Source organism: Ruegeria sp. B11, from assembly GCF_056539785.1.
Genome location: NZ_JBQFVO010000002.1, coordinates 848,942 through 874,665 on the forward strand (window position 1 = coordinate 848,942; position 25,724 = coordinate 874,665).

At 57.0% G+C, this 25,724-nt stretch carries 26 protein-coding genes and 1 tRNA gene; 15 read left to right on the forward strand and 12 right to left on the reverse strand.

Annotation, left to right across the window (positions count from 1 at the left end):
• Positions 1-87: 87 nt before the first annotated feature.
• Both ACR0I1_RS11620 and ACR0I1_RS11625 read right to left on the reverse strand, forming a co-directional pair.
• On the reverse strand, positions 88-750 hold the full coding sequence (locus ACR0I1_RS11620) for a YrbL family protein (RefSeq protein WP_480706573.1): 663 nt from the start codon (positions 748-750) through the stop codon (positions 88-90).
• A 44-nt stretch (positions 751-794) separates the two neighbouring features.
• Positions 795-980, reverse strand: a complete 186-nt coding sequence (locus ACR0I1_RS11625) for a zinc-finger domain-containing protein (protein WP_480706575.1) — start codon at positions 978-980, stop codon at positions 795-797.
• Between the two features lie 87 nt (positions 981-1,067).
• Here ACR0I1_RS11625 and ACR0I1_RS11630 point away from each other — a divergent pair, with 87 nt between their 5' ends.
• Positions 1,068-2,060 carry an ABC transporter ATP-binding protein gene (locus tag ACR0I1_RS11630; RefSeq protein ID WP_170514245.1) on the forward strand — a complete coding sequence of 331 codons (993 nt, stop codon included), beginning with the start codon at positions 1,068-1,070 and terminating at the stop codon, positions 2,058-2,060.
• Here ACR0I1_RS11630 and ACR0I1_RS11635 read toward each other — a convergent pair.
• Positions 2,057-2,524, reverse strand: coding sequence for a DUF1203 domain-containing protein (locus ACR0I1_RS11635; RefSeq protein ID WP_170566845.1), 468 nt, complete (start codon positions 2,522-2,524; stop codon positions 2,057-2,059). The two genes, ACR0I1_RS11630 and ACR0I1_RS11635, sit on opposite strands and share 4 nt — an antisense overlap.
• Positions 2,525-2,720: 196 nt before the next feature.
• Here ACR0I1_RS11635 and ACR0I1_RS11640 point away from each other — a divergent pair, with 196 nt between their 5' ends.
• A complete protein-coding gene (locus ACR0I1_RS11640; RefSeq protein ID WP_480706577.1) occupies positions 2,721-3,659 on the forward strand; it encodes a DMT family transporter in 939 nt (312 codons plus the stop codon).
• Positions 3,660-3,713: 54 nt separating this feature from the next.
• On the opposite strand, the gene ACR0I1_RS11645 is transcribed toward ACR0I1_RS11640, so the two are convergent.
• Positions 3,714-4,826: an S-(hydroxymethyl)glutathione dehydrogenase/class III alcohol dehydrogenase gene (locus ACR0I1_RS11645; RefSeq protein WP_170394983.1), complete on the reverse strand. Its 1,113-nt coding sequence runs from the start codon at positions 4,824-4,826 to the stop codon at positions 3,714-3,716.
• A 129-nt stretch (positions 4,827-4,955) separates the two neighbouring features.
• On the opposite strand from ACR0I1_RS11645, the gene ACR0I1_RS11650 reads away from it, so the two are divergent.
• Positions 4,956-5,243: an I78 family peptidase inhibitor gene (locus tag ACR0I1_RS11650; RefSeq protein WP_170394986.1), complete on the forward strand. Its 288-nt coding sequence runs from the start codon at positions 4,956-4,958 to the stop codon at positions 5,241-5,243.
• Positions 5,244-5,245: 2 nt separating this feature from the next.
• Here ACR0I1_RS11650 and ACR0I1_RS11655 read toward each other — a convergent pair whose 3' ends face one another.
• Entirely contained in the window at positions 5,246-5,971 is a 726-nt protein-coding gene (locus ACR0I1_RS11655) for an SDR family NAD(P)-dependent oxidoreductase (protein WP_480706580.1), read from the reverse strand.
• Positions 5,972-6,156: 185 nt separating this feature from the next.
• On the opposite strand from ACR0I1_RS11655, the gene ACR0I1_RS11660 reads away from it, so the two are divergent.
• The 5 genes from ACR0I1_RS11660 to ACR0I1_RS11680 are packed head-to-tail and all read left to right on the forward strand — an operon-like array spanning position 6,157 to position 10,357.
• Complete coding sequence (locus ACR0I1_RS11660; RefSeq protein ID WP_480706582.1) at positions 6,157-7,485, forward strand: NAD(P)/FAD-dependent oxidoreductase; 1,329 nt, start codon at positions 6,157-6,159, stop codon at positions 7,483-7,485.
• Complete coding sequence (locus tag ACR0I1_RS11665; RefSeq protein ID WP_170394996.1) at positions 7,442-7,981, forward strand: hypothetical protein; 540 nt, start codon at positions 7,442-7,444, stop codon at positions 7,979-7,981. Before ACR0I1_RS11660 ends, ACR0I1_RS11665 begins: the two co-directional genes overlap by 44 nt.
• Positions 7,981-9,204: an MFS transporter gene (locus ACR0I1_RS11670; protein ID WP_480706584.1), complete on the forward strand. Its 1,224-nt coding sequence runs from the start codon at positions 7,981-7,983 to the stop codon at positions 9,202-9,204. The genes ACR0I1_RS11665 and ACR0I1_RS11670 overlap by 1 nt, the downstream gene beginning before the upstream one ends.
• Positions 9,201-9,818: a DUF3833 domain-containing protein gene (locus ACR0I1_RS11675; protein WP_170408586.1), complete on the forward strand. Its 618-nt coding sequence runs from the start codon at positions 9,201-9,203 to the stop codon at positions 9,816-9,818. The genes ACR0I1_RS11670 and ACR0I1_RS11675 overlap by 4 nt, the downstream gene beginning before the upstream one ends.
• A complete protein-coding gene (locus ACR0I1_RS11680) occupies positions 9,815-10,357 on the forward strand; it encodes a DUF3833 domain-containing protein (RefSeq protein WP_170514209.1) in 543 nt (180 codons plus the stop codon). The genes ACR0I1_RS11675 and ACR0I1_RS11680 overlap by 4 nt, the downstream gene beginning before the upstream one ends.
• Positions 10,358-10,393: 36 nt before the next feature.
• Here ACR0I1_RS11680 and ACR0I1_RS11685 read toward each other — a convergent pair whose 3' ends face one another.
• The 3 genes from ACR0I1_RS11685 to ACR0I1_RS11695 form a co-directional block, all read right to left on the reverse strand.
• The gene (locus ACR0I1_RS11685) at positions 10,394-11,182 is read right to left on the reverse strand and encodes an ATP-binding cassette domain-containing protein (RefSeq protein ID WP_170395006.1); all 789 of its coding nucleotides are present in this window, start codon (positions 11,180-11,182) and stop codon (positions 10,394-10,396) included.
• 1 nt (position 11,183) lies between these two features.
• Complete coding sequence (locus ACR0I1_RS11690; RefSeq protein ID WP_170395008.1) at positions 11,184-12,308, reverse strand: ABC transporter permease; 1,125 nt, start codon at positions 12,306-12,308, stop codon at positions 11,184-11,186.
• A gap of 87 nt (positions 12,309-12,395) precedes the next feature.
• A complete protein-coding gene (locus ACR0I1_RS11695; RefSeq protein WP_170395010.1) occupies positions 12,396-13,346 on the reverse strand; it encodes a sugar ABC transporter substrate-binding protein in 951 nt (316 codons plus the stop codon).
• 187 nt (positions 13,347-13,533) lie between these two features.
• Between ACR0I1_RS11695 and ACR0I1_RS11700 the strand changes: the two genes are divergently transcribed.
• Entirely contained in the window at positions 13,534-14,538 is a 1,005-nt protein-coding gene (locus ACR0I1_RS11700) for a LacI family DNA-binding transcriptional regulator (protein ID WP_170395012.1), read from the forward strand.
• Here the strand turns inward: ACR0I1_RS11700 and ACR0I1_RS11705 are convergent.
• The 3 genes from ACR0I1_RS11705 to ACR0I1_RS11715 are packed head-to-tail and all read right to left on the reverse strand — an operon-like array spanning position 14,535 to position 17,698.
• Positions 14,535-15,668, reverse strand: a complete 1,134-nt coding sequence (locus tag ACR0I1_RS11705) for a Gfo/Idh/MocA family protein (protein ID WP_480706587.1) — start codon at positions 15,666-15,668, stop codon at positions 14,535-14,537. The two genes, ACR0I1_RS11700 and ACR0I1_RS11705, sit on opposite strands and share 4 nt — an antisense overlap.
• Before the next feature lie 13 nt (positions 15,669-15,681).
• A complete protein-coding gene (locus ACR0I1_RS11710) occupies positions 15,682-16,575 on the reverse strand; it encodes a TIM barrel protein (protein WP_480706589.1) in 894 nt (297 codons plus the stop codon).
• A 19-nt stretch (positions 16,576-16,594) separates the two neighbouring features.
• The gene (locus ACR0I1_RS11715; protein WP_480706591.1) at positions 16,595-17,698 is read right to left on the reverse strand and encodes a Gfo/Idh/MocA family protein; all 1,104 of its coding nucleotides are present in this window, start codon (positions 17,696-17,698) and stop codon (positions 16,595-16,597) included.
• A 129-nt stretch (positions 17,699-17,827) separates the two neighbouring features.
• On the opposite strand from ACR0I1_RS11715, the gene iolD reads away from it, so the two are divergent.
• From iolD to iolG, 6 genes are read left to right on the forward strand one after another with little or no spacing between them, the layout of a single operon-like run.
• Positions 17,828-19,696, forward strand: coding sequence for a 3D-(3,5/4)-trihydroxycyclohexane-1,2-dione acylhydrolase (decyclizing) (gene iolD / locus ACR0I1_RS11720; RefSeq protein WP_480706593.1), 1,869 nt, complete (start codon positions 17,828-17,830; stop codon positions 19,694-19,696).
• Positions 19,696-20,535, forward strand: a complete 840-nt coding sequence (locus ACR0I1_RS11725; RefSeq protein ID WP_480706595.1) for a phytanoyl-CoA dioxygenase family protein — start codon at positions 19,696-19,698, stop codon at positions 20,533-20,535. The genes iolD and ACR0I1_RS11725 overlap by 1 nt, the downstream gene beginning before the upstream one ends.
• Entirely contained in the window at positions 20,532-21,509 is a 978-nt protein-coding gene (gene iolC, locus ACR0I1_RS11730; RefSeq protein WP_480706597.1) for a 5-dehydro-2-deoxygluconokinase, read from the forward strand. The genes ACR0I1_RS11725 and iolC overlap by 4 nt, the downstream gene beginning before the upstream one ends.
• 12 nt (positions 21,510-21,521) lie before the next feature.
• On the forward strand, positions 21,522-22,379 hold the full coding sequence (locus ACR0I1_RS11735) for a 5-deoxy-glucuronate isomerase (RefSeq protein WP_480706599.1): 858 nt from the start codon (positions 21,522-21,524) through the stop codon (positions 22,377-22,379).
• Positions 22,376-23,206 (forward strand): class II fructose-bisphosphate aldolase, encoded by an 831-nt coding sequence (locus ACR0I1_RS11740; protein WP_480706601.1) that lies wholly within the window; start codon positions 22,376-22,378, stop codon positions 23,204-23,206. The genes ACR0I1_RS11735 and ACR0I1_RS11740 overlap by 4 nt, the downstream gene beginning before the upstream one ends.
• A 1-nt stretch (position 23,207) precedes the next feature.
• On the forward strand, positions 23,208-24,197 hold the full coding sequence (gene iolG, locus ACR0I1_RS11745; RefSeq protein ID WP_480591651.1) for an inositol 2-dehydrogenase: 990 nt from the start codon (positions 23,208-23,210) through the stop codon (positions 24,195-24,197).
• Positions 24,198-25,633: 1,436 nt separating this feature from the next.
• Here iolG and ACR0I1_RS11750 read toward each other — a convergent pair.
• Positions 25,634-25,710: transfer RNA gene (locus ACR0I1_RS11750), tRNA-Met, on the reverse strand.
• Between the last annotated feature and the right edge of the window lie 14 nt (positions 25,711-25,724).

Here is a 25,724-nt window from a genome sequence, read left to right on the forward strand (position 1 = left end):
GGTTGCGCCAAGTTGTACAGAAGGGCTGCACGAAAGACGAGGCCACCTGGCCAATTCGTTGCGACCTAATTTGCCCGTGGTCTGGCCTTAGCTATTCGAAAAAGTGCGCTTATCCGCATTCCAAGCCAAGCCTGCTTTTTGCGCGATCAACGAGAACTGTTTGTTCAGCGAGCGATCATTCAGACGTGGGGACAGGCTGCGCAGTGGGATGAGGTTCCGCTCACCATATCCATCGATCAGGAAACAGGCTGGGCCCGCCCCCCGCGTTCCATAGACGATGTTCGAGCTTTTGACGTCGCGCGCGACGATGTGAAGGTCAAACATCTGCGCAACGAATGCATTCAACGCTTCCAAAACCGGGGCGTCCAATCCACTGCGGCAGACTTCATAAAGCTTGGGCGCAAGCCCGCCATCAATGCCAGAAATGCGCTCAACAACAACCCCCGCCCCATGCGTCGTCTGAACCACGCCCAACATCCTGGACAGGGGTGAACGCTCAATTTCTGTCCCGAGTTTCAGCGATACCCGCAGTTCGCATTCCAGCTCTTTCAATGTGCTGCGATACTGCGCCTCGGGGAACAGTTTCCATGCCAGTCGCTTGCCAAGCCTGTGCGAGACACGATCTTGGGACCGGGTAAAAACTTTGATCAGTAGGTCAGGATGACCGGGAAAGTCATAGACACTGCGCACAGTCCCGTTCGCGATTGGCTGGCTGTCGGAAAGGTCAATCGTTTTGGCTGTGAACAGCATTATCCATCCTCGCCAGTTACGACCGCCTGCCGTCCTGGTCGCCCTTACGCGTCCTGACCAGAGTCCTCACCACGCAGCACGTATTTGCAATCGCAATAGGGGCACTCGACCCAACCAGTGTCTTCGGGAATCTGCAGCCAGACGCGCGGATGACCCAGCGGACCCTCGCCACCATCGCAGGCGACGCGGGTATTTTCGACAATCTTGGTTTCCGGCGCTTCGATGGTCACGGCTGGCGATCCTTCTTTGGTTGTCGGCCTCGCGGGCATGTATTAGGTGCGTTTATGGGCGATGAGCAAACCGGGGGCAAGGGCCACATGTCCGATGCGGCAATCACAATCAGATCACTGCGCAAGACCTATCGCGGCGGCAAGAGCCAGCCCGAGAAACAGGCTTTGAAAGGGATCGACCTGACGGTACCGCAGGGGTCCGTTTTCGGTCTGCTTGGCCCGAATGGAGCCGGCAAATCGACCCTGATCAACATTCTGGCGGGGCTGGTGGTCAAAACGTCTGGCAGCGTCTCGATCTGGGGGTTCGACCAGGATCAAAACCCGCGCCAATCCCGCGCCGCCATCGGCGTGATGCCTCAGGAATTGAACCTTGATCCGTTCTTTACACCTCGAGGCGCATTAGAAGTTCAGGCCGGGCTGTACGGTGTTCCCAAGTCTGATCGGCGAAGCGATGAGATCCTCGACCTCGTTGGCCTTGCCGACAAGGCCGAGGCCTATGCGCGCACGCTTTCGGGCGGAATGCGGCGGCGCCTGCTGCTGGCCAAGGCGCTGGTGCACCATCCCAAGATTCTGGTGCTCGACGAACCCACGGCGGGTGTGGATATCGAACTGCGACAGATGCTTTGGGCCAATGTGCGCAAGCTGAACGAACAGGGCATGACCATCATCCTGACCACGCACTATCTGGAAGAAGCGCAAGAGATGTGTGACGAGATCGCCATTATCAATCACGGCGAAAAGATCGCACAAGACAGCACGGCCAATCTGCTGGGCCGCATGGACAGCCGAACCATGGTGATCGTGCCGGATAGCCCCATACAGACTCTGCCTGTAGCGGATAACGTGATTGCAGCGCAACGTGAGAACGGCGACCTTGTGCTGCAATACCACAGCAACCTAACTACAGCCGAGCAGGTGCTGGAATCTGTACGTCAGGCCGATATTCGCATCCAGGACGTCCGCACTGAAGAAGCTGATCTTGAGGATGTGTTCCTTGCGTTGACCTCCAGTCGGGTCGACGACGCAACTGTCAACGACCCGAACCAACCACATCGGGGGATGCACCGCGTCAAGCTTTAGACACGATCGATCCGTGCGTGATAACAGTTGTTCAGAGCAGATCGGATGTGGATGTAAGCGACATCAGCGCGGGAGAAGATTTTTTTAGCCGCCTCATGCAACTGCGCCTGTGGGGTGATGATCCCGGTTCCATAGACAATTCGGTCGTCCGGACCATACCCTTTGATCAGGTAGTTGGGCGAGTCGGTCAACGCCTCGGGCAGCACATCCTCACTTTCATAGCGTGCGCAGGGGTCGGCACAAAGGAAGATCGGTCCAGTCTCTGCATAAGGCTGCGTTTCCGGGAAGGGTCGGTGCGCCAACACCAGCATCTCTTTGCCTTCCGGTATGTATTTCAAACAATGACGGCATGGGTTGCCCGCCCCATTGGAAATCGCACGCTCTGGTGGGTTTCCATATCCATCCGGCGCACCGGCGCGATATGCCTGAACCTGCTGTGTTGGTAGGGCTGAAATTCCGTGCATGTTGTTTCTCCTTGATTTGAGATGATCATGGCAATCGCTTGTTTTGGACTCGACCCGTTTCCTGCGTATTGCAAAATCTGCAACCCTGCCTGCAAAAGAATGTTAGCGATAAAATAAGGGCTACCCGTCAGACCAATTTGGGTCTAAGCAAACATCAAACACCCCAAACGATCCATCTATGATTGAGGCTTTTGTCATGAGCGCTCAGAACTCCGCCCTTCGTGGGCTTGCCTTTGCGTTCTTAGGCTTTGCCGTCTTCGCGACGCATGACGTGCTGATCAAGGTGCTGGGTGGCACCTATTCGGTTTTGCAGATCATCTTCTTTGCGACGCTGTTTTCCTTTGTCCCTATGGCAGTAACAATTCTAGCCGATCGGACCACTGGGAATTTCCTGCCGCGGCATCCGTGGTTGGTGCTGTTGCGATCAGCGACGATGATCATGGCCATGTCTTGTGCCTTCTACGCTTTTTCGGTGCTGCCGCTGGCCGAAGTCTATTCCCTGCTATTTTCCTTTCCGCTGATCGTAACTGTTCTGTCGATTCCGATTCTGGGTGAGGTGGTCCGTGCCCAAAGGTGGGCGGCCGTGGGCGTCGGCCTGATCGGCGTCCTGATCGTCCTGCGCCCTGGCGCGACCGAAATCACCCTGGGCCATTTAGCGGCTCTGGCAGCAGCCTTCTGCAGCGCATTTGCTTCGGTTCTTGTCCGCAAAATCGGGAATGAAGAACGCTCTGCCGTCCTGATCCTTTATCCTATGCTGCTGGCCATCGCCGTCATGAGCGTCGCCCAACCGGCAGTTTATCAACCACCATCATTGCTGCATCTGGCGATGATGGCGTTTGTCGGGGTGTTCTCGGTAATCGCACAGCACCTGATCATCCTTGCTTATCGCGCCGCCCCCGCCGGCGTCATTGCCCCTAGTCAATACAGCCAGATCATCTGGGCCACGATCTTCGGCGTGATTTTCTTTGGCGAGCACCCGGATATCTGGGTCGCCGTTGGCGCAAGTATCATCATCGCATCAGGTGTTTTCGTGGTTTGGCGAGAGAGCCGATCAAACACTACCTCTGCTAATACGCCTGTGCTGCGCGTCAGGTCGCCCCGGTCAGATACTGGAGCGACGAGGCCCGGAGAATAAGAAACGGCGCGCATTGCAGCGCGCCGTGCAATCCATTTCAGCCCTTATAGAGCCTTAGTAGACGACCACTGATCGGATACTCTCGCCCTTATGCATCAGGTCGAAACCGTGGTTGATGTCATCCAGGCCCATGGTGTGGGTAATCATGGGGTCGATCTCAATCTTCCCGTCCATGTACCAATCCACGATTTTCGGGACGTCGGTGCGTCCACGCGCTCCGCCAAACGCGGTGCCACGCCATGAGCGGCCAGTAACCAGTTGGAACGGTCGAGTCGAGATTTCAGCGCCCGCAGGTGCCACACCGATGATGATCGATTCACCCCAGCCCTTGTGAGCCGATTCCAGTGCCGCGCGCATTACGCCGACATTGCCTGTGGCGTCAAAGGTATAATCCGCGCCGCCCTTGGTCAGGTTGACCAGATACGGCACCAGATCACCTTCGACCTCAGAGGGGTTCACGAAATCGGTCATGCCGAACTTGGTCGCCATTTCCACCTTGGCTGGATTCAAATCAACGCCCACGATCTGATCCGCGCCAGCCAGACGCAGGCCCTGAATCACGTTCAGGCCGATACCGCCCAAACCGAACACGATGGCACGGCTGCCAATTTCTACCTTGGCAGTGTTGATCACCGCGCCAATTCCGGTGGTCACGCCGCAGCCGATATAGCAGATCTTGTCAAAGGGCGCGTCCTCACGCACTTTGGCGAGCGCGATTTCAGGCAGAACCGTATGGTTCGAGAAGGTCGAGCAGCCCATGTAGTGCAGGATCGGATCGCCATCCAACGTAGAAAAACGCGAGGTGCCATCCGGCATGAGGCCCTGGCCTTGGGTTTCGCGAATTGCCTGGCACAGGTTGGTCTTGGGATGCAGGCAGTATTCGCACTCACGGCACTCGGGCGTATAAAGCGGGATGACGTGATCGCCGGGTTTCAGGCTGGTTACACCCGGGCCGACCTCAAGCACGACACCTGCGCCTTCATGGCCCAGAATGGCGGGAAACAAGCCTTCAGGGTCGGCGCCCGACAGGGTGAATTCATCGGTATGGCAAATGCCTGTCGCCTTGATCTCGACCAGAACCTCGCCCGCTTTGGGGCCTTCAAGGTTTACGTCCATCACTTCCAAAGGTTTGCCTGCCTGAACGGCGACGGCGGCACGGGTACGCATGGTGCTTGTCTCCCTGTCTGTTTTGCCCGACCCTGCGTCAAATACAGGGTTTTTTCAACTGCGCTTTCATGACAGGTTGGCTAAATCTTTGATATTTCAGAAACGACATCACCAGAAAGCCCTGCGCCAATGTACCGTTTATTTCCGATCCTAATTCTTCTGACCGCATGTTCTGAGACCTCTGCACCGCAGGACGCGGCGCTTGAACTAGAGGAGGCACCGGTTGATCTTGCATTTTGTAAGGGAGAACCGTTTGCGAACACCATTGGTGAGCCGGTTTCAACCATACAAGCCCAACTGCCTGAACGGTCGCGCGTTCTGGGCCCGGATGATATTGCCACGCAGGATTATCGCATCGACCGGCTGAACGTTTATGTGAACGGCGCAGGCACAATTCAGAGGCTTACTTGCGGATAGGGTCACTTTCCCCGGTACACCAGAATATCGGGCAAATAATCGATCAAGCGCACAACCCATGAGAACGGTATCGGGAAATCGGTTCGAAACCGGCGACGGGACATGGCGCGCAATACGCGATCGGCCGCATCTTCGGGTGTCATCAGCATCGGCATTTTGAAACTGTTCTTGTCGGTCAGACGGGTCTTGATGAACCCCGGATTGACAATGCGCACCGTCACGCCTGACCCTGCCAGATCGTGCCGCATGGTCTCGGCCAGCGAGATCAGCGCAGCCTTGCTGGCCCCGTACGAGATCGCATTGGGAAGCCCATGATACCCGGCAAGCGACCCGATCAGCGTGATATCACCACTGCCTGAGCCCACAAATCCTGGGACGGTTTCACCCAACACCCGAAGCGCGCCGGAATAGTTCACATCGCTGATCGCCAAAGCGGCATCGGTGTCCCAATCTGACGTACTGATCGGCTCATAGGCGCCTGCGTTGTAGACAAGCGCGTCAATTGAGCCAGCCTCCACCACAGCGCGGCGCACAGTGTCGAGATCAGTCACATCCATCGGTACAGCACGTGCATTAGGCAAGGTGCCACAGATTTCATCCAATCGCTCGGCATTGCGAGCAGAAAGGATCAGATGCGCGCCTTCGCGGCTCAGCTTTTCGGCCAAGCAACGGCCCAGCCCTTCGCTGGCGCCAATGATCCAATAGGTTTTTCCGTCAAAACTGCTCATGCGTAAGTCTTTTTTCGTACTACTAGGACGAATACGTTCTGACAGCAGCAATGGATCACGCCCAGCGCTCGTAGCATTCGGCCAGATAACACTACATAGCGCGTCGGAAAAAAACTTCTAATGCGGTTGATCCAAAGGCTCATTCCCTGCGTATCTTGTTGTAAATACCGAATAACGAGGATGGAATGTTCGACGAAACCCGGGGCGTACGCAAGAAAATCGCAGTCATAGGCGCAGGCATTTCAGGTCTCTCCGCAGCTTATTACCTTTCCGAAGACAACGATATAACCGTGTTCGAGGCTGAGCCCCGACTGGGCGGCCACGCCCGCACGGTGATGGCCGGAAAGAACGGAGATCAGCCGGTAGATACCGGTTTCATCGTCTTCAACTATGTCACATACCCCTATTTGACCCGGCTGTTTGGTGAGCTGAACGTGCCGGTCACCAAAAGTGAGATGAGCTTTGGTGCAACTATCGACAATGGCCGCATCGAATATGGGTTGAACAATCTGCGCACTTTGACCGCGCAGAAGCGCAACCTCGCGCGTCCAGCCTATTACAAGATGATCGCCGATATCCTGCGGTTTGGCAAAGAGGCCCCCGAAGCCGCGCAGGACGACGACACCACGATCGGTGAGCTTGTGGATCAGCTGCGTCTCGGCCACTGGTTCCGGCACAATTATCTGATGCCGATGTGCGGCGCGATCTGGTCAACTCCGGTCGAGTTCGTCGATCAGTTCCCAGCCCGCTCGCTGGTGCAGTTCTTCCGCAATCACGCGCTGCTGGCCTCGGGCCGTGCCAATCAGCACCAGTGGTACACCGTGAAAGGCGGCAGCATCGAATATGTCCGCCGGATCGAAACTGCGCTACGTGCGCGCGGTGCTGACATCAGACTGTCCGCACCCGTGCAGCGGATCGAGCGGCATGATCTGGGCGTCACCGTCCATGCAGGAGGTGAGGCCGCTCTGTTTGAAGAAATCATACTGGCAACCCATTCCGATCAGTCTCTCGCCATCTTGGGTGATGCAGCGACCGAAGCGGAAAAAGCGGCGCTCGGCGCGATTAGATATCAACCGAACAAAGCTATCCTGCACTGTGATCCCCGCCAAATGCCCAGGCGGCGTGCTTGCTGGTCCAGTTGGACCTATCGATCGCAAAAGGGCAATGTTGGGGTCACATATTGGATGAATCGGCTTCAGAATATCCCCGACAGTGACCCACTGTTTGTGACCCTGAACGCCGCATCAGACATTCCCGCGGACAAAATCTATGACGAGGTCGAGTTCGCCCATCCGGTGTTCGACAAAGCCGCCCTGCGCGCGCAAGGGCAAATCCGCGAGATGCAGGGACAGAACCGAACCTGGTTTGCCGGGGCGTATAACCGGCATGGTTTCCACGAAGACGGGATTGCCAGCGCAATGCATGTTGTCGAGCGCCTCACCGCCATCCCGCAGAGCATCGGAGCTGACAATGGTATCCCTGAAACGGACCTCGCTGTTTCGGCCAGCGTATAGAACCTGTTGCGCTGCGCTGCTGTCACTGGCGCTGATGGTCCCCGGCGGACTGGCGGCTTCGCCTTTGTCGGATGCAATAAAAGACCCTAAGCTGCGCGGCACCGGGACATTCCGTTTTCTGGGGCTGCCGCTCTATGACGCCAAGCTTTACACGCCCGGCGGTGCCGCATTCAGCTGGAACGAGAATTTCGGCCTACAATTGACCTATCGAAAAAACCTGAAACAAAAAGCGCTGGTCGAGTCGACCCGGGAAGAGATGGCCCGACAAGGCAATCCTGCGCCGACGGAAGCCCAATTGCAGGGCTGTTTTCAGGCGGTCAGCAAAGGCGATAGCTACCTGGCCATCGCGCAAGGCCCCAACAACGTCAGCTTCTGGCGCAACGGAAGCAAAACCTGCACCCTGACAAATCCGGGTATCACACGCAGCTTCATGTCAATTTTTCTGGGTAACAATACACGATCCGCCTCGTTCACACAGCAGTTGAAGGGGCAGTGATGCTGTACCCGCGTGTCAGCCTCTATGCGCTGATGCTTGCTGCAGCAGGTATCCCGCTTTACATCCACCTGCCGCGCTTTGCCGCCGTGAATCTCGGTATCGGGCTGGGGGTGATTGGCACCATTCTGCTGGTCATCCGGCTGGTCGATCTAGTGCAAGATCCACTGATTGGCTGGGCCATTGATCGCTGGCCCGGTGGGCAAATGTTGTTTGCCGCCGCCTCTGCGCTGGGTCTGGCGATTGGATTCCCATTGCTGTTTGGTTTGCCAGAAGGGGCAAGTATCACCATATTAGTGTCTATTCTGATCCTGTTATTCTCGGCCTACAGCCTCGGGACCATCTTGCTTTATGGCCGCAGCGCCACACTGGCGAAACATGCTAGTGCGAAGGAACTGATGACACTGGCCGCCTTCCGCGAAGGCGGACAACTGACCGGAGTTATCATAGCAGCCGCAGCACCCGCTGTGTTCGTGGCGCTTGGCGCAGCCGCGCAAGGGTATCCGGCCTTTGGAATGTTTCTCGGGCTTCTGAGCGTTGTGACTCTGGCTGTTACCCTGCCAATGTGGCGACGCACGCCGATCACCGGTCAAGGGCTGTCCTTTGCAGGCCTAGGACAGGCTGGGGCTTTACGTCTGCTTGCCCTTGCGTTGGTCAACAGCCTGCCCGTCGCCATCACCTCGACCCTGTTTCTGTTCTTTGTTGAAGATCGGCTGCAACTGCCAGGCAAAGCGGGGCCATTGCTGATCCTGTTCTTCCTCAGCGCCGGGCTCAGCGTTCCGTTCTGGGCCAGGCTCAGCAATCGGATTGGCCCGAAACAGACTCTGATGATCGCCATGCCGCTGGCCATTCTCGGCTTTGTCGGGGCCGCTCTTCTAGCCCCTGGGAATCTCATTGGTTTCGCCATCATATGCCTCGCATCCGGCGCGGCGCTTGGGGCGGACATGGTTGTCCTGCCTGCAATGTTCTCGGTCGTTCTGACCCGGGCCGGGCTGAACGCATCTGCTGCGTTCGGCATCTGGTCTTTCGCAGGTAAGCTGGGTCTAGCTCTGGCCGCCTTTTTCACACTGCCGCTACTGGAACGCAGCGGCTTTACACCTGGACAGGCCAATTCTGCCGAGGCTTTGAATACACTCACCCTCGCCTATGCGGTGCTGCCCTGCATCTTGAAACTCGGAGCGTTTGGCATGGTCCTGACCCTCCCGACAGAGGTCTCTGCCAAATGAAAACGCTCCTGATCTGTCTGCTTGCGATTTTTGCGCTGTTTGCTGTGAAGAACCGGTTCCTCAGTTTCCGCTCGCAATCACCCTCCGACTACAGCGGAACCGGACCTGAGTTTTCACTCAAAAAGAACCTGAATGGCGAAATCCTGTCCGAAGGATTGATCTATGGCCCGAATGGCAAGATGTCGAACAGCTTTGTCGCGCGTATGGTGGGCGAATGGGACGGCAACACCGGTACGCTGTCCGAGTATTTCACCTATTCCAACGGCAAACAGATGACCCGCAAATGGCATCTGACGTTGGGCACGGGCAACACTTTCACCGCAACAGCGGACGATATTGTCGGCGAGGGAAAAGGCGTGATTTCGGGCTCAACCGTCAAGCTGACCTATCGCATCATCCTGCCCGAGGACGCGGGCGGGCATACACTGGATGTGACCGACTGGATGTATCTGACGGAGAACGGTGTAATCATGAACCGGTCCGAGATGCGAAAATTCGGGATCAAGGTGGCCGAGCTGGTCGCCACGATGCGCCCTGCGCCTGAAGTGAAATCCGCCCATCTGCATGGCGCAAACGGCCACGATACAGACTCTGAGCTGAGGGTTTTGCAATGATCGCCCGCCGTACCCTTATTGCAGGTATCGCGATCGCGGGGTTGGCCATCCTCGCCGCATGCTCGGCCAAACCGCGTATACCAAAATCGTTTCTGTCAGATCGTCAGCTGAACCTTGAAGAGTTCTTCGAAGGTAAGACTGTCGCTTATGGTCAGTTTCAGGATGTACTAGGTAATGTCCCGCGTCGCTTCCAGGTCGATATTGACGGCACATGGGACGGAGAGACTCTGACGCTTGTCGAAGATTTCGTCTATGACGATGGTGCGACCGAACAACGGATCTGGACCCTGACCAAGACCGGCGATGACACCTGGACCGGCACCGCTCCCGGTGTGCTGGGCACAGCCAGTGGGGTCGAAAGGGGCGATACGTTTAACTGGAAGTACAAAATCGACCTGCCCGTCAAAGACGGCACCATGCGTGTCAATTTTGATGACTGGATGTGGTTGTTGTCGGATGACCGGTTATTGAACCGAGCCTATGTTTCGCGTTTTGGCGTAAGGCTGGGTGAAGTCATATTGTACTTCGAGAAGAAGTAGTCACCCCGCCAGCACAGCCAGCGGGGCAAAAAAGTATCAGACGGTTCCGCCCAGACTGCCTTCAAGCTCGACCATCTCCTGACCACCGGCCATCAGGTCCTGCAGCTCTTCAGGGGTGATCTGGCCACGCTGCGCCGTACCCAGCGTTTGACCGCGGTTGAGTACCGTGAACCGGTCCCCCACTGCCAACGCATGGCGGACGTTATGAGTAATAAAGACCACCGCGATCCCCTGCTTGCGCACCTTGTCGATGGTCGCCAGAACGTTGGCTGTTTGGCGCACCCCAAGGGCCGAGGTCGGTTCATCCAAGATCAGAACCTTCGCCCCGAAATGCACCGCCCGCGCGATGGCGACGGTCTGGCGTTCACCACCTGACAGCGTGCCCACCGCCTGATCAGGGCCGCGCAGGTTGATCCCCATTTTCTTCATCTCTTCCATCGTGACCTTGTTGGCATAGTCATGATCAAAAAAGTGAAGAGGTCCGACCTTCTTTACCGGCTCATTACCCATGAAGAAGTTGCGCGAGACCGACATCAACGGGATCATGGCCAGATGCTGGTGCACGGTTGCGATCCCGGCCTCGATGGCATCACGCGGGTCGGCGAAATGCATGGGGTGGCCTTCGAACAGAATCTCTCCATGCGTAGGCTGGTGCACGCCCGACATGGTTTTGATGAAGGTCGACTTGCCAGCACCGTTGTCGCCGAGAAGGCAGTGGCATTCACCGGGGAACACGTCCACCGAGACACCCGCCAGCGCGATCACGCTGCCGAAGTGCTTTTCGATGTTTTTCATCTGGATGATGGGTTCATGTTCGGGATTCATATCAACGCTCTCCCGTGATGATGCGGCGAATATAGGTGTTGAGGATCACAGCCCCCAGCAGGATCACCCCAAGGAAGACCCGGAACAGCGAGCTTTCGACACCGGCAAAGAACAACCCCTGTTGCACCACCCCAAAGATCAGCGCGCCCAGCGCTGCGCCCAGTACCGAGCCGTATCCTCCGGTCAGAAGCGCGCCGCCGATGACCACGGCGATGATCGCCTCGAACTCTTTTAGCAGACCCCGGTCAGCACCAGCCGATCCGAACTCCATCACCTGACAGACGGCAAAGACGGTGGCGCAGAAGGCCGTGAACATAAACATCAGAATCTTGACCCGGTTCACAGGCACACCCGAGTTGCGCGCCGCCTCAGCATCCCCGCCCGAGGCGAAGATCCAGTTGCCGAACCGCGTTTTGGTCAGCAGCACGTGTCCAAAGATGATCAGTGCGATCGCCCAGACGATCAGCATTGGAATACCATCCACAACTGGCTGACCGGCGCGGGTGCCACGCTCGAATACGGCGATAATCCCGGCATCCCCGAGCCATTGGAACAATCCCTGCAAAATTTTACCACCAAAGATCGGCGCCAGCCAATCGCCTTCGGCTGCGTCTTTCACACCGCCGATAATAGTTTTGCGCTCGATCACCTGCGGCAGGAAGATTGTAAAGCCGCGCAAGATGAACAGGAAGGCCAGCGTTACGATAAAGCTAGGCAGCCCAGTCCGGATCACGATCCAACCGTTCAGCGCGCCGATTGCCACCGCCATCGCAAATGTGACGATAATGGCCATCCAGACCGGCCACGCCAGCGTGACCGAAAAAATTGCGATCATCATGCCCGAAAAGCCGATCATCGATCCGACTGACAGGTCAAACTCACCCGCGATCATCAGAAGGCAGGCACCCACGGCGATGATCATGAACTGCGCCGAGACAACCGACCAGTTCATCATGCCCTGTGCATTGAACATGCCGCTGTCAAAAGCGAACAAAAGGAAGAAGGTGAAGACGGCAACGGTGCCGACCATCCCGCCAAGTTCAGGCCGGATCAAGGCCTTGCGCAGCGGCGATATTTCTTTAATCCGTTCGTCGGTTACAGCCGTGTTTTGAGCAGACTCGCTCATTAGAACGCCCCTCCGAGTTAAGCAGTGATTTTGCGTCAGATAGTTGTTGGCGGGCGCCGCTTTGGCGGGGCGCCCGCGCTGTAAGAATCAGCGGTACTCGCCAGCAAATTCTTCGATCTTGGTCAGACCATCAGCAGTTACGAAGCCGGGACCCGAATTGATGTTGTTGCCCGGCAAAACGCCATAGCGGTGGTAGTTGGTCATCACAACAACCGGCAGGTAAGCCTGCAGGAAGGGCTGCTGATCAATTCCCCACTGGATCACGCCAGACTTGATGCCTTTGACAATCTCACCACCCAGATCGAAGGTGCCGAAATAGATGTCACCGGCCATACCATTTTCTTCCAGCGCCAGAATTGTCGGATCAGCCGAGGTTGGACCCAGTGTCAGAACCGCATCAGTATCCGGGTTCGCCGACAGATAGGCCAGCACGCGGTTCTTGATCTCGGCTGGGTCCTGGCCGGCGTCGATCATCTGATCCCCCAGTTCAATGCCCAAGCCGTCTGCAAAGCCCTGACAACGTTCCTGGCTTGAGGGCTGAACGATATAGTGGTTCACACAAAGGAACGAGCCGATGCCGTCACCCTTGGCGCGCTGGCCTGCAGCAAATCCGGCATCATATTCGGGCTGCCCCACATACATCAGGGCACCAACTTCCCGGGCCTGATCCGGCGTACCAGTGTTCATGATGATGACATCAACGCCCGCATCGACCGCTGATTTGATCGGTCCGCTCAGCACATCATAATCCGCCAACGTGGTAATGATCCCGTTCGGACCCGAAGCAGCCGCCTGATCGATAATCCGCGCCATATCAGCAAGGTCGCCAGTGGGCGGATTGCGGTATTCGACTTCGACACCCATCTGGTCGCCTGCCAGCGCGATGCCGTTCTTGATCGTGTTCCACCAGCTGTCGCTGTCTGGCGCGTGGCTGACCAGAATGTATTTCTCACCTTCCGCCGCAGCGCCCGTGGCTGCGATCAGAGGCGTCGCAGCTACCGCCGCCGCCAGCGCCAACTTCTTCGTCAGTGAAGTCATGATGTCCTCCCAAAACTCATGTTATCGCGGATTGAGGCAGTCCTTCGCACCTCTCCGACTCGAGTTAGAGCATATCTGTCAAAATTTTGCAACCGGTTGCAAACGGTGTCAGATGTGTTTCATACTGTATCTGCCAAAGAATACAGGTAAAAGGACTGCCACTAAACGCAGGAAGGTCAGACGGATCATGGCTGTCACATTGAAAGAGGTTGCAGAACGCGCCGGCGTTTCACGCTCGGCGGTGTCGCGCACTTTCACCGATGGGGCCTCGGTTTCCGACAAGATGCGCCGAAAAGTCGAGAAGGCCGCGCGTGAGCTGGGATACAGCCCAAATGCACTGGCTTCATCTCTGACCACAGGCCGAACTAAGCTGATCGGACTGGTCTCGAACAACTTCCACAACCCGATATTTCTTGAAGTTTTCGACCTCTTTACCAGGGGGCTGCAGGACCGAGGCCTGCGCCCATTGCTGGTGAATCTGACCGACGAGGTTGAACCCGAAAATTCGGTACGAATGCTGCGCCAATATTCGGTCGATGGCGTTGTCGTAGCGTCGTCGACCTTACCGCCCGGGTTCGCAAAAGCGTTTCGGGATGCTGGCGTACCAGTGGTGCACAGCTTTGGCCGGTCATCCTCTTCACCGCAGGTTCATGTGGTCGGGATTGACAATGTGGAATGCGGACGCATGGCGGCCCGCGAGCTGGTCGCGCGTGGTTATACGAAAGTAGCCTTTCTAGGCGGACCCGAAGCGGCGACCTCGACCCAGGATCGCCATGCAGGCTTCATGTCAGAGATGGCCCGGCATCCTAGCATTGATGTGACCTGCTCGTTTGCTGAGGCTTACTCATTCGATGCAGGTCGTCAGGAAATGCTACGCTTGCTCCAATCTGAGCGGGCTGATGCATATTTCTGCGGCGATGACGTGTTGTCCATCGGGGTGTTGTCCGCAATTCTGGATAGTGGCCTAAAGGTGCCCGAAGACATCGGCATCATCGGCCTGAACGACATGGAAATGGCACGGTGGGAGAATATTGATCTCACCACCATCCATCAGCCGATCCGGCAAATCGTGAGTTCCTCGATCGAGCTAATGGTGGCAACCCTGAACGAACCCGACCGATATCCGGAGGCGCGGATATTCCCATGTTCGGTGGTGGAACGGGGCACATTGCGCCCCGTATCTGAGAGTTAACGAAACATCGGTGGCCGGGCATCCATCCACGCGCTGCCCTTTTTCGCCGACTCGACCGCTGTATGCACAGCCGCCATCGACCGCACGCCGTCTGCCGCATTTGGCAAGCCGTCGCGGGTTTCCCCGGCAATAGCATCTGCGAGATCGCAATAGATATTCGCAACCGCCAACGGGAACCCTTCGGGATGCGCAATCGCCACCCGGCTGAGTCGCTGCGCGTCTTCATGCAGCCCGCCTTCGCCTTTTTCTATGATCTGCAGGCGACCACCAACAGGCGTGTAGATAAGCTGGTTCGGCTGCTCCGACGCCCATCGCAGACCGCCGGTTTCTCCGAACACCTGAATGTCGAACCCGTGCTGCCGACCGATGGCGACCGAAGAGGTCCACAACCGGCCAACAGCGCCTTTTGTCGTGCGGAAGTTGACCATGGCATCATCTTCAAGTTCACGGCTGCCAATGGTTGAGGCAAAATCTGCAGACAGGGTCTCAACCTCATCATCCGCAATGAATCCGGCCATATGCATCGCGTGGATACCGCAATCAGCGAACTGCCCGGAAACACCCGCCATCGCAGGATCATAGCGCCAGCGCACGCGTGGATTGTCAGCATCAGTGGCGTCTCCGTGATGGCCGTGACTGAAATTGGTAACGACCAGACGGATTTTGCCGATCTCACCTGCGCGCACCATCGCGCGAGCCTGACGCACCATCGGATAAGCCGAGTAACAGTAGTTTACCGCGCAAATCTTCCCTGATTTCTCGGCGACTTTGACAATCTCTTCGCCCTCTTCCACCGTCATGGTCATGGGCTTTTCGCACAGCACGTTGAACCCGGCCTCAAGGTACGCTTTGGTGATCTCGAAATGCGTCGCATTTGGAGTGGCTACAGTGACCAGATCAATCCGATCCTCGCGCCCGCGCTCACCTTCCAGCATCTCGGTCCAGTCGCCGTAGGCTCGGTCTGCCGCGATACCCAATCGTTGGGCGTATTCGCGACCAATGTCAGGCCTGTGATCCAGCGCTCCGGCGGTGAATTGGAAATGCCCGTCCGCCAGCGCCCCCAACCGGTGCGCCGGTCCGATCTGGCTACCTTCGCCGCCTCCGATCATGCCCCATTTCAGCTTGGTCATGGTCTGGACCTCCTTAACTGAAACCAATTGATTCAAGGTATTCACGATTCTTCCGCGCGTCCCCTACAGGATCAGGGTCGAGCGTTGGGTCGCAATCCTGCTCGACCGTGCACCATCCTGTGAAACCAGCGTCCAGCAGCACCTGGCGAACGGTCGGAAAGTCCACGTCGCCGTCGCCCAGATTGCAGAAAATCCCCTGCCCGCAAGCATCATAGAAGCCCGTCCGATTGGCAATTACATCCGCTTTCACTGTCGGAGAGATATCCTTGAAGTGCATGTACGAGATCCGATCAACGTAGCGCTTCATGAAGCCGACCGGATCGAACCCGGCATAAGAGTGATGCCCCGTATCGAAGCAAATTTTCAAAAGGCTTTCATCGACCTCGTCCAGCAAACGGATAAGTTCAGGTTCAAAGTCCATGAAGCCCGCAGCATGAGCGTGCATCCCAACGGTCAGCCCGTATTCCTCGGACCCGATCCGCGCGCTTTCAGAAAGGCGATCCCGGAACGCCGTCCACTCGGCCTTGTCCATCTGCTCAGCCTCATCGGCGCGACCAGCGGTTGGCGCGCGGCGGGGTGAGATCGCATCGATCAGCACCATATGCTGCGCCCCATGCGCTTTCAATGCGCGAGCGGTGCGGTGGGTGGCGTCCAGCACGTCTTCCCACGCGTCGGGGTCGTGATAGTTGCGGAACACAACGCCGCCGATCAGTTCAAGATCATGCTCGGCCAGCGCATCGGCCAGCACCGCAGGGTCTTCGGGCATGAAGCCCACCGGGCCCAATTCGATACCCTTATACCCGGCCGCAGCGCATTCGCTGAGAACGGTTTTCCAATGCGGATTGCGCGGGTCCTGCGCAAATTCCACGCCCCAGGAACAGGGCGCATTGCCAATTCTGATGCTCATCTTGTCTTGTCTCCGATGCTCAGAAATCTTCGATATTTTTCCAGCTTTCATCCGCTGACGATGCCAATGCCGCAGCGACGACCCGGTTGACCTCATGCCCGTCGTGGAAGGTCGGCCAGACCGGTTTACCTGTCTCGATCGCGCTCAGGAAATCTCGCGCCTCGATGATGATCTGATCCTGATAGCCCGTGCCATGGCCCGGCCCTTGACAGAACGGCTCATAGTCCGGGTGCGCAGGGCCGGTCAGGATCTTACGAAAGCCACGCTCAGCTTCGGGGCCCTCCATACGGTAGAGCCACAAAACGTTCTGGTCTTCCTGATCAAAGCGGATCGCACCCTTGGTGCCACTGATCTCATAGGCATAGCCCATCTTGCGCCCAGTCGCGATTCGACTGATATAGATCGATCCCATTGCTCCGTTCGCGAACCGCACCATCATCTGAGCGTGGTCGTCATTGTCAACTTCGCCACCCGGGCGGCTATTGTGCACGGTTTCGACCTCGGCCATCACGCGTGAAATCGGGCCGATCAAAGCCAGTGCGGCATTGATCATATGAGGCGCAAGATCACCCATCGTTCCGTTCGACATTCCTGTTGTACGCCAGGTTGCCGGGGCTTGAGGGTGCGCGTAGAAATCTTCGGTATGCTCACCCCGAAACCATGTGATGTCGCCGATCTCTCCTTCGGCTATCAGAGCGCGAGCGTATTGGCTGGCCGGGGTGCGGATATAGTTGAAACCAACCATGTTGGCCAAGCCCGAGGCCTCGGCCGCTGCTGACATCGCCGCACCATCCTCCAGCGACGCGCCCAAAGGCTTTTCACACAGCACAGGTTTGCCCAGCGCAAACGCTGCCTGAGCGATCTCGCGATGTGTTTCCGGAGGCGTGGCGATCACAACGGCCTCTACCTTCGGGTCGTTCACCAACACACGCCAGTCATCCGTCGAGCGCGCGAATCCATAGGCCTGACGATACCGCTCAGCGCTTTCCGATGACGAGGCGCACACCATCTCTAACCGTGGTCGCAAGGCCGTGTTGAACACTGCCCCAACCGAGGACATGGCGACCGCATGAGCCTTGCCCATATATCCGCCGCCTAGAATGCCAATGCCGATCTCTGCCATTCCGACGTCCTCCCTCGCTTTTTCTTGAAAACCATTTGCAACCGGTTGCAAAACTTGTATCGTGAGAATAGGACTCTCGCAAGCTGCATTCGGCACTGCATCATAATTTTCCTAAAGGAGCCCGCAGACATGTCCGCGCAACACGAAACTGTTTACCTGACAACGGCGCAGGCGATCATTCGCTGGCTGTCGAACCAGTTTATAGAGATCGATGGTCAGGAATATCGCCTATGTGGCGGGGGCTTCGGGATTTTTGGTCATGGCAATGTAACCTGCCTGGGCGAGGCACTGAATACTGTCCGGGATGAGCTGCCGTTGTATCGCGGACAGAATGAACAGAGCATGGGATTCGCCGCCGCAGGCTATGCCAAGCAGTGGCTGCGTCAGCGATTCATGTTCTGCACCGCTAGCGCAGGCCCCGGCACTGCGAATCTGTTGACTGCTGCTGGACTGGCCCATGCGAACCGGCTGCCAATGCTGATGTTGTGCGGGGACACGTTCATCACCCGCTTACCGGATCCGGTTCTGCAGCAGATGGAGAATTACTATGACCCGACGTTTGGTGTGAATGACGCCTTCAAACCGGTCAGCCGCTATTGGGATCGCATCACGCATCCGGCACAGGTCATTCAATCTCTGCCCGCCGCTATAGCGACAATGCTGGACCCGGGCGATTGCGGGCCGGCGTTCCTTGGGTTGCCACAGGATGTGCAGGGTTGGACCTATGACTACCCGGTGAAGTTCTTTGAGAAAAAAGTGCATCGCATTCGCCGCCAATCTCCCGATGCTCATGAAATCACCGATGCCGCTACCGCGTTGGCCGGCGCGAAACGCCCGATGATCATCGCGGGTGGGGGCGTGCAGTATTCCAAAGCCGTGACCGATTTGACCGAATTCGCCGAAAAGTTTCAGATTCCGGTCGTCGAAACCATCGCGGGCCGCGCCAATATGCTGGCGACCCATCCGCTGAACATTGGCCCGATTGGCGTCACTGGATCGGACAGTGCCAACGCAATTGCGGAACAAGCCGATGTGATTGTCGCCGTCGGGACGCGCTTGCAGGATTTCACAACCGGCTCGTGGACTGCCTTTGCCAAGGACGCTCAGTTCATCTCGATCAATGCTGCGCGGCATGATGCGGGTAAGCACATGTCCTTGCCAGTTGTTGGGGATGCCAAGCTGTCGATTCAGGCTCTAACACAGGCTGTTGACTATACCGCCCCGCCCGACTGGGTGGCTCTGGCACAAGTCGAACGGCGCAAGTGGGATGCCTACGTGGCCGAAAATGTGTCTTACGGGAACCGTCCAAATTCCTATGCTCAAACCATCGGCGTTGTGAACGAACTTTGCGACCCGCGTGACCGCGTGGTCGCCGCTGCCGGAGGTCTGCCCGCTGAAGTCACCGCCAACTGGCGCACGCTGGATATTGGCACCGTTGATGTTGAGTTCGGATTCTCCTGCATGGGCTATGAGATCGCGGGCGCTTGGGGCGCGCGCATTGCCCAATCTGAGCGTGAGCCGGATAAGGACACGATTACGTTTTGCGGTGATGGCTCATATCTGATGCTGAACTCGGACATCTATTCCTCGGTTCTGAGCCGCAAGAAGATGATTGTTCTGGTGCTGGACAATGGCGGTTTTGCAGTCATCAACAAGCTGCAGAACAACACAGGCAACGAAAGCTTCAACAACCTGCTGGAAGACTGCCCCACCATCCCCGAAGCCTTTGGCGTTGATTTCGCGGCCCACGCGGCCTCGATGGGGGCCACCAGCGAAAAGGTCGCGAACCCGGCGGAACTGGCCGAAGCGTTCAAGCGCGCCAAGGCCAGCGACAAGACATATGTGATTGTGATGGACGTGGACGCCTATGAAGGCTGGACCACTGAAGGCCATGCATGGTGGGAGGTTGGAACGCCCCACACTTCGGCTGACGAAAGGGTTCGTGACGCCCATGTCGAATGGGAATCGACCCGCGAAAAACAACGCAAGGGCATCTGATGAAACGGTTCAAGGTAGAAACGGCTGACCCAGACGTCATTGTGGATGAATTGATGAACGGTGATGGAGTCGTCGCAATCTCGGGCCTTTTCACCCCTGAAGAGATCGCCGAGGCACGTGCCATCGTCATGGCCGAATCCGAAACGGCGGCCGAGAAAGTGACCCATTTCCAAGGCGCTGCGGAAGAGGATGGCAAACTGAACCTGCAGCGGCGGGTCTGGAATCTGTTGGCCAAGGGCGACGTGTTTTCACGCATGGCTGCGCATCCGGTTCTGATGAATATCCTCCGCAAGTTTCTGGGGACCGAGTTCATCATGGGCTCGATCGCTGCTAATCGCATCCTGCCGGGCGGGCCGGGGCAGGAGCCGCATGTCGACTATCCCTATTGGGACTTTCACAGCCCCGAAACGCATCCCGTCGGTCTGAATGGATCATTTCCGATGAATGCACAGGTCTCGGTTTTGCTGGACCCGTTCACCAAGGAAAGCGGCGCGACCGGCTATGTACCCGGATCGCAGAAAGAGCTGCGTTATCCCACGCCCGAAGACAAGTTCTATGACAAATGCGAGCAGATGACCGGTGAGCCTGGCGATGTTGCTCTGTTCTATGGCGTGACGTGGCATTGCGCGATGCCGAACAAAGCGGATCACGACCGCAGCGCGATCCTGATCCAGTACCTGCCCAAATGGGTTAAACCGATGGAAGATATGCCCGCTGCGCTACCGCAGGATTTCCTTGATCAGGCAAGTCCCGATCTGCGGCAGTTGCTGGGCTTGAACTATCCCTACCCCGAGGTGCTGGATGCCGCGCGGGCAGGCAATACCGAGGGGCGCACGTGACTCTGATTGAAGGTATAAAAGGTAACCGCTTTGCCGTGTTCGGCAGGGCCGGAATGGACATGTTTGCGGATCCGGTCGGAACCAAAAGCGAAGACGCACAGGTGTTTCGCGCCGATCTGGGCGGATCAAGCGCCAATATCTGCGCCGGACTGGTGAAGCTGGGATCGCAAGCGGCGCTGGTCACCTCGGTCTCGGATGATGCCGTGGGGCGGTTCTGTGTGAACCGGCTGCGCGACTATGGCGTTGAAACGAGATATGTCCGAGCTGTGGGTGGCGAGGCGCGTACGTCCTTGGCTGTCTACGAAAGTTGCATCGAAGACTTTCAGAATGTCATCTACCGCAACGGCGCCGCTGATTTCCAGGTAACCGAGGCGGATATGGATGAGGTCGACTACAGCGCCTTCTCTGCCCTGATCACGGCGGGCACGGTGTTTGCTGCGGAACCCTCACGCTCGGCCACCTACCGCGCGTTTGAAAATGCGCGCGCCTCAGGCCTGCCGGTGATCTTCGACATCGATTACCGCCCCTATAGTTGGCCATCACCCGAAGTCGCCTCAGAGGTTCTGACCCGCGCAGGGAATGAAAGCGATCTGATCGTAGGCAATGATGAAGAGTTCGGCTTTATGGCGGGCGGCATCGAAAAAGGTTTAGACAAGGCCCGCGAATTGGCGGCCAACGGCAAGATGGTGATCTACAAGATGGGCCATGAGGGGGCCATTACGCTGGCAGACGGGCAAGAGGTCCGCACCGGCATCTACCCGGTTACCGCCGTGAAGCCCAACGGCGCAGGCGACAGTTTTCTGGCCGGTCTGCTGGCCTCGATCGCTGCGGGGCATGACCTGCGCGATGCGGTGCTGCGCGGTTCGGCCTGCGCGTCGATCGTCGTGTCGAAACCCGGCTGCGCCGGGGCCATGCCGACGACGCCCGAACTTGACGAATTTCTGGCCCAACACCCGGGCTCCACGGATACCTGAAAGGAGACGCAGATGCATATTGCGCCCCATGACAACCAGAACAAACCTATCGTCGATGCCGACCATGATCTGGTGCCGCTAAACTATTTCAACATCGTCAAACTGAAAAAGGGCGAGGTGTTCCAATATGCCGTACCGGGCTATGAGACCTGCATCGTGCCCGCTACCGGTACCGTGGATGTCGATGTGGACGGCGCGATCTATACCAACCTTGGCAACCGCACCATCGACGTCTGGGATGGCGAGCCCGAGGGCGTATACGTTCCCGTCGGCGCCAAGGTTCGAATAACCTGCATGACGGATGAAACCGAAACCTTCATCGCGGGCGCAAAATTCGACCGTGTGCTTGAACCCTTTGATGTCCGCGTACCCGAGCTGGATCTGGTGCAGTATGGATCGGACGACACCAAAACCCATCGAAAGATCAAACACATTCTGGGCGCGAACCATCACGACAAGGTCGGCCGCTTGCTGGTGTCTGAACTTTATACCGTGGGTCAGGGCGGCTGGTCCGGCTTTCCCAGCCACAAACATGACACCGACCGCAAAAGCGACGATGGCGAAATGATCGAAACCCGCCATGACGAAACCTATAATTTCCGCTTCCGGCCCAACTATGGTTCTGGCGTCCAGATGCTGCAGCGCGAAGACAACAAGCCGGGTGATGCCTATCACATCATGGATGGCTCGACGATCCTGCTGGACAAGGGCTATCACCCCTGCGCAGTTTTGCCGGGGTATGAAATGTACTATTTCACCATCCTCGGCGGGCTCAGTCAGCGCTCGCTGAAGCAGTATTTCCAACCGACCCATGCAGCCCAGCTGCATACGATCCCGGGCATTATGGACATGGTGGCCAAGTTCAAATGAGCCTTGTGACATTATCGGACGTGCTGCAACCCGCGCTGCGCGACGGCTATGCCGTGGCCGGGTTGGTGACGCTGGGCTGGGAGGACATGCGTGCCTACGTGGCCGCTGCCGAAGCCGAAGGCGTACCGATCATCCTGCAAGCCGGCCCATCATGCCGCGAACACACGCCGCTGCCGGTTCTGGGCAAGATGTTCCGCCATCTGGCCGAAAGTGCCAGCGTGCCCGTCGTGGCGCATCTGGACCATGGCTACACCCATGACGAATGCCACATCGCCATCGACAGCGGCTTCACCTCTGTCATGTTTGACGGCTCACGCAAGCCTTTGGAACAGAATATCGCCGAGACCACTGCAATTGCCGAGATGGCCCATGCCGCTGGTGTCTCCTGCGAGGGTGAAATCGGTTTTGTCGGCTATTCGGGTGGTGAAGGTTCGGACGGAACCGACCCGGCGGAAGCCGCGCAATTCGCCCGAGAGACCGGCGTGGATGCAATGGCGATCTCGGTCGGCAACGTCCACTTGCAGCAGAACAAAGAGGGCGGTCTGGACGAGACCCGTATCCGCGCCATCGAAGCCGTGACCGAGATACCTCTGGTGATCCATGGCGGCTCGGGCGTGCCGGTTGCGCAACGTGCTGCGCTGGCGCGCGGATCGAAAATCTGCAAATTTAACATCGGGACCGAGCTGCGAATGGCCTTTGGGAATGCCCTGCGAACGGCCGTGAATGCCGATCCGGACAGGTTCGACCGCGTTCAAATACTGAAAGATACACATGAACCGGTGGTCGAGGCGACGCGCCGAGTACTGAAAGCGTTCAAAGGGGCATGACATGCTGAATATTGGGCTATTGGGATGCGGGCGGATCGGTCAGGTTCATGCGCGCTCGATCGGGCAGATTGATGGCGCACGGGTGAGCGCAGTGGCGGACGCATTCACAGAACCGGCTCAGATGCTGGCCGACAAAACTGGCGCACAGATCCTGTCGGCGGACGAACTGATCGAAAGCAAAGATGTCGATGCTGTCGTCATCGGTACTCCGACCGACACCCACTACGATCTGATCCATAAAGCGGCGAATGCCGGCAAAGCGATCTTCTGCGAAAAGCCGGTGGACATGTCCGCTGACCGCATCCGCGATTGCATCAAGGTGGTCGAAGCCACCGGCGTGCCCTTCATGACGGCCTTCAACCGCCGCTTTGATCCGAGCTTTGCCAATATTCAATCCCGCATCGCCGAAGGTGAGATCGGCGCGGTCGAAATTGTTACCATTCTGTCCCGCGACCCCTCGCCGCCACCGATCAGCTATATCGAAAGCTCGGGTGGGTTGTTCCGCGATATGATGATTCATGACTTGGATATGGCACGTTTCTTGCTGGGCGAAGAACCTATCAGCGTTTACGCTGTTGGATCATCGCTCGTCGATCCCGAGATCGGCAAAGCCGGAGACGTCGACACCGCAGCCGTAACCCTGACGACAGCCAGTGGCAAGATTTGCCAGATCTCCAACTCGCGCCGCGCCAGCTATGGCTATGATCAGCGCATCGAGGTGCATGGCGAGAAGGGCATGTTGCGGGCCGAAAACATGTTGGAGAATGCGGTTGAGGTCGCGACTCCGTCGGGTTTCCGCAAAGCCCCCGCCCAGCATTTCTTTCTTGAACGCTACGAAGGCGCCTATCAAGCCGAGATGGCCCATTTCACTGCCGCTGTGTCCGGATCAGGACAACTTGCACCAGGTATCATCGATGGGCTGCGGGCTCAGTTGCTGGCCGATGCGGCGGACGCGTCCTTGAAGCAGGGCATCGTTATCAGCCTCGCTTGAGGTTTTTGGGAAATCATCGAGGTTCAAGGTACGACGCGCCAAACTCGTACCCCCTCAAGAAATCATCAGACATCTTCTAGGCGCGCCGTATCGTTTTGGTATCTGGGCGAGATGTCCGGAATGTGTCTGAAAGATTAATTTTCCCAACTACGGGGAACCCCCAATATACGGGCCTACACGCATCGCATAACCTGAGCTCAACGGACCACTTTCACTGTTCCGTGTATCCCCTTCAGAGGGGTTGGCTCGACCCCCTCGCCAACCCCTCTGCTATGTGGAATGTAAGGCGACGCTTTCAATCTAATACCGCCTCCGCGAGATTTGGACGAAGCGGGCTTGTTTTCGGGCCCTAGACCTGTTCACTTTGGGTGACGACGGCGTCAACGATGAACGAAAAAGAAGTGCATGGTGTTTCTTTAATTTTTTAGTTTCAATGTCTTACTACAAAGCCACCGACACCCCGAGAGAACAGTTGTCACGAGCGCGACAACATGCGCCTAAAGGCCCTACAACTTTGCGGTGCTACATTAGATCGCTGAAACAAGCGCATTCACGGCTCCGGCAAAACCAGCCACTGCCACAACACTTGCCAAAATGACGCAAAGGATTTCCAACGCACTGAGTTTCATATCGGCCCCCACCGGAATGCTGCACCCGGCATAGAGCAAGTCTTGAAAGGCGAAAAGTGAGCTTATGTTTACGTCGCGGAAACTTGCTATCCAGGCAGCGCTTACTTGCTCAGATACCGCTCTCAGGACGTTAGTTGGGGTCGTTCTGATGGCATTTCTATCTTGACCTGTTGCACCTCTGCATCGCCGATTGCACATCATTCGGCGCGCAACGATCAATGGAAAGATACCTGAAACTGCGCCCATAGAAACTAATGGCGCTGTCGAGGTACACCATAACTACACCCAGATGCGCGATACAAAAGGTTTGAACGCGCATTGTATCAACGCCACCGAGAATGCGCTTCATTCATTGGACGATCAGAAGATTGCTCGTGGGGCGGCATATCGAACTAGGTAACCCCCTCAAATCCAGTTGGAAAAACTAGAAAGTGCTAAAAATAAAGACATGCCGCCCTCTGTGCCAGGATGGCATTATGGCAAAAATGTGTCCACGGCTAAATTCGAAACTCTTAGTTCGTGAATTGGAAACAAGATGTTTCGGAAAGATCCTCGGGACTACGGAAAAACCTGCACTTCGAAAGCGTCCAGTGACGAAAGTTTGAATTTAACTGATAACTCTACTACATTGCTCACTCTTCTAAGAGGCATGCTGACAAGCGGATCGTCGTTGTCTTTTTGTCCATCTCAGTAGAGACTACGATACTACGACCTTCATGTTATGAGCCTGACGAGGTTTGATCGTTAAGCAATTGATCGGGTTGATCAATTGTAGTCCGCACGGGCTGTGTTTGGATTTTCTAAAGTTGGTTGCGGGAGCAGGATTTGAACCTGCGACCTTCAGGTTATGAGCCTGACGAGCTACCGGGCTGCTCCATCCCGCGACACTTTAAGTGAC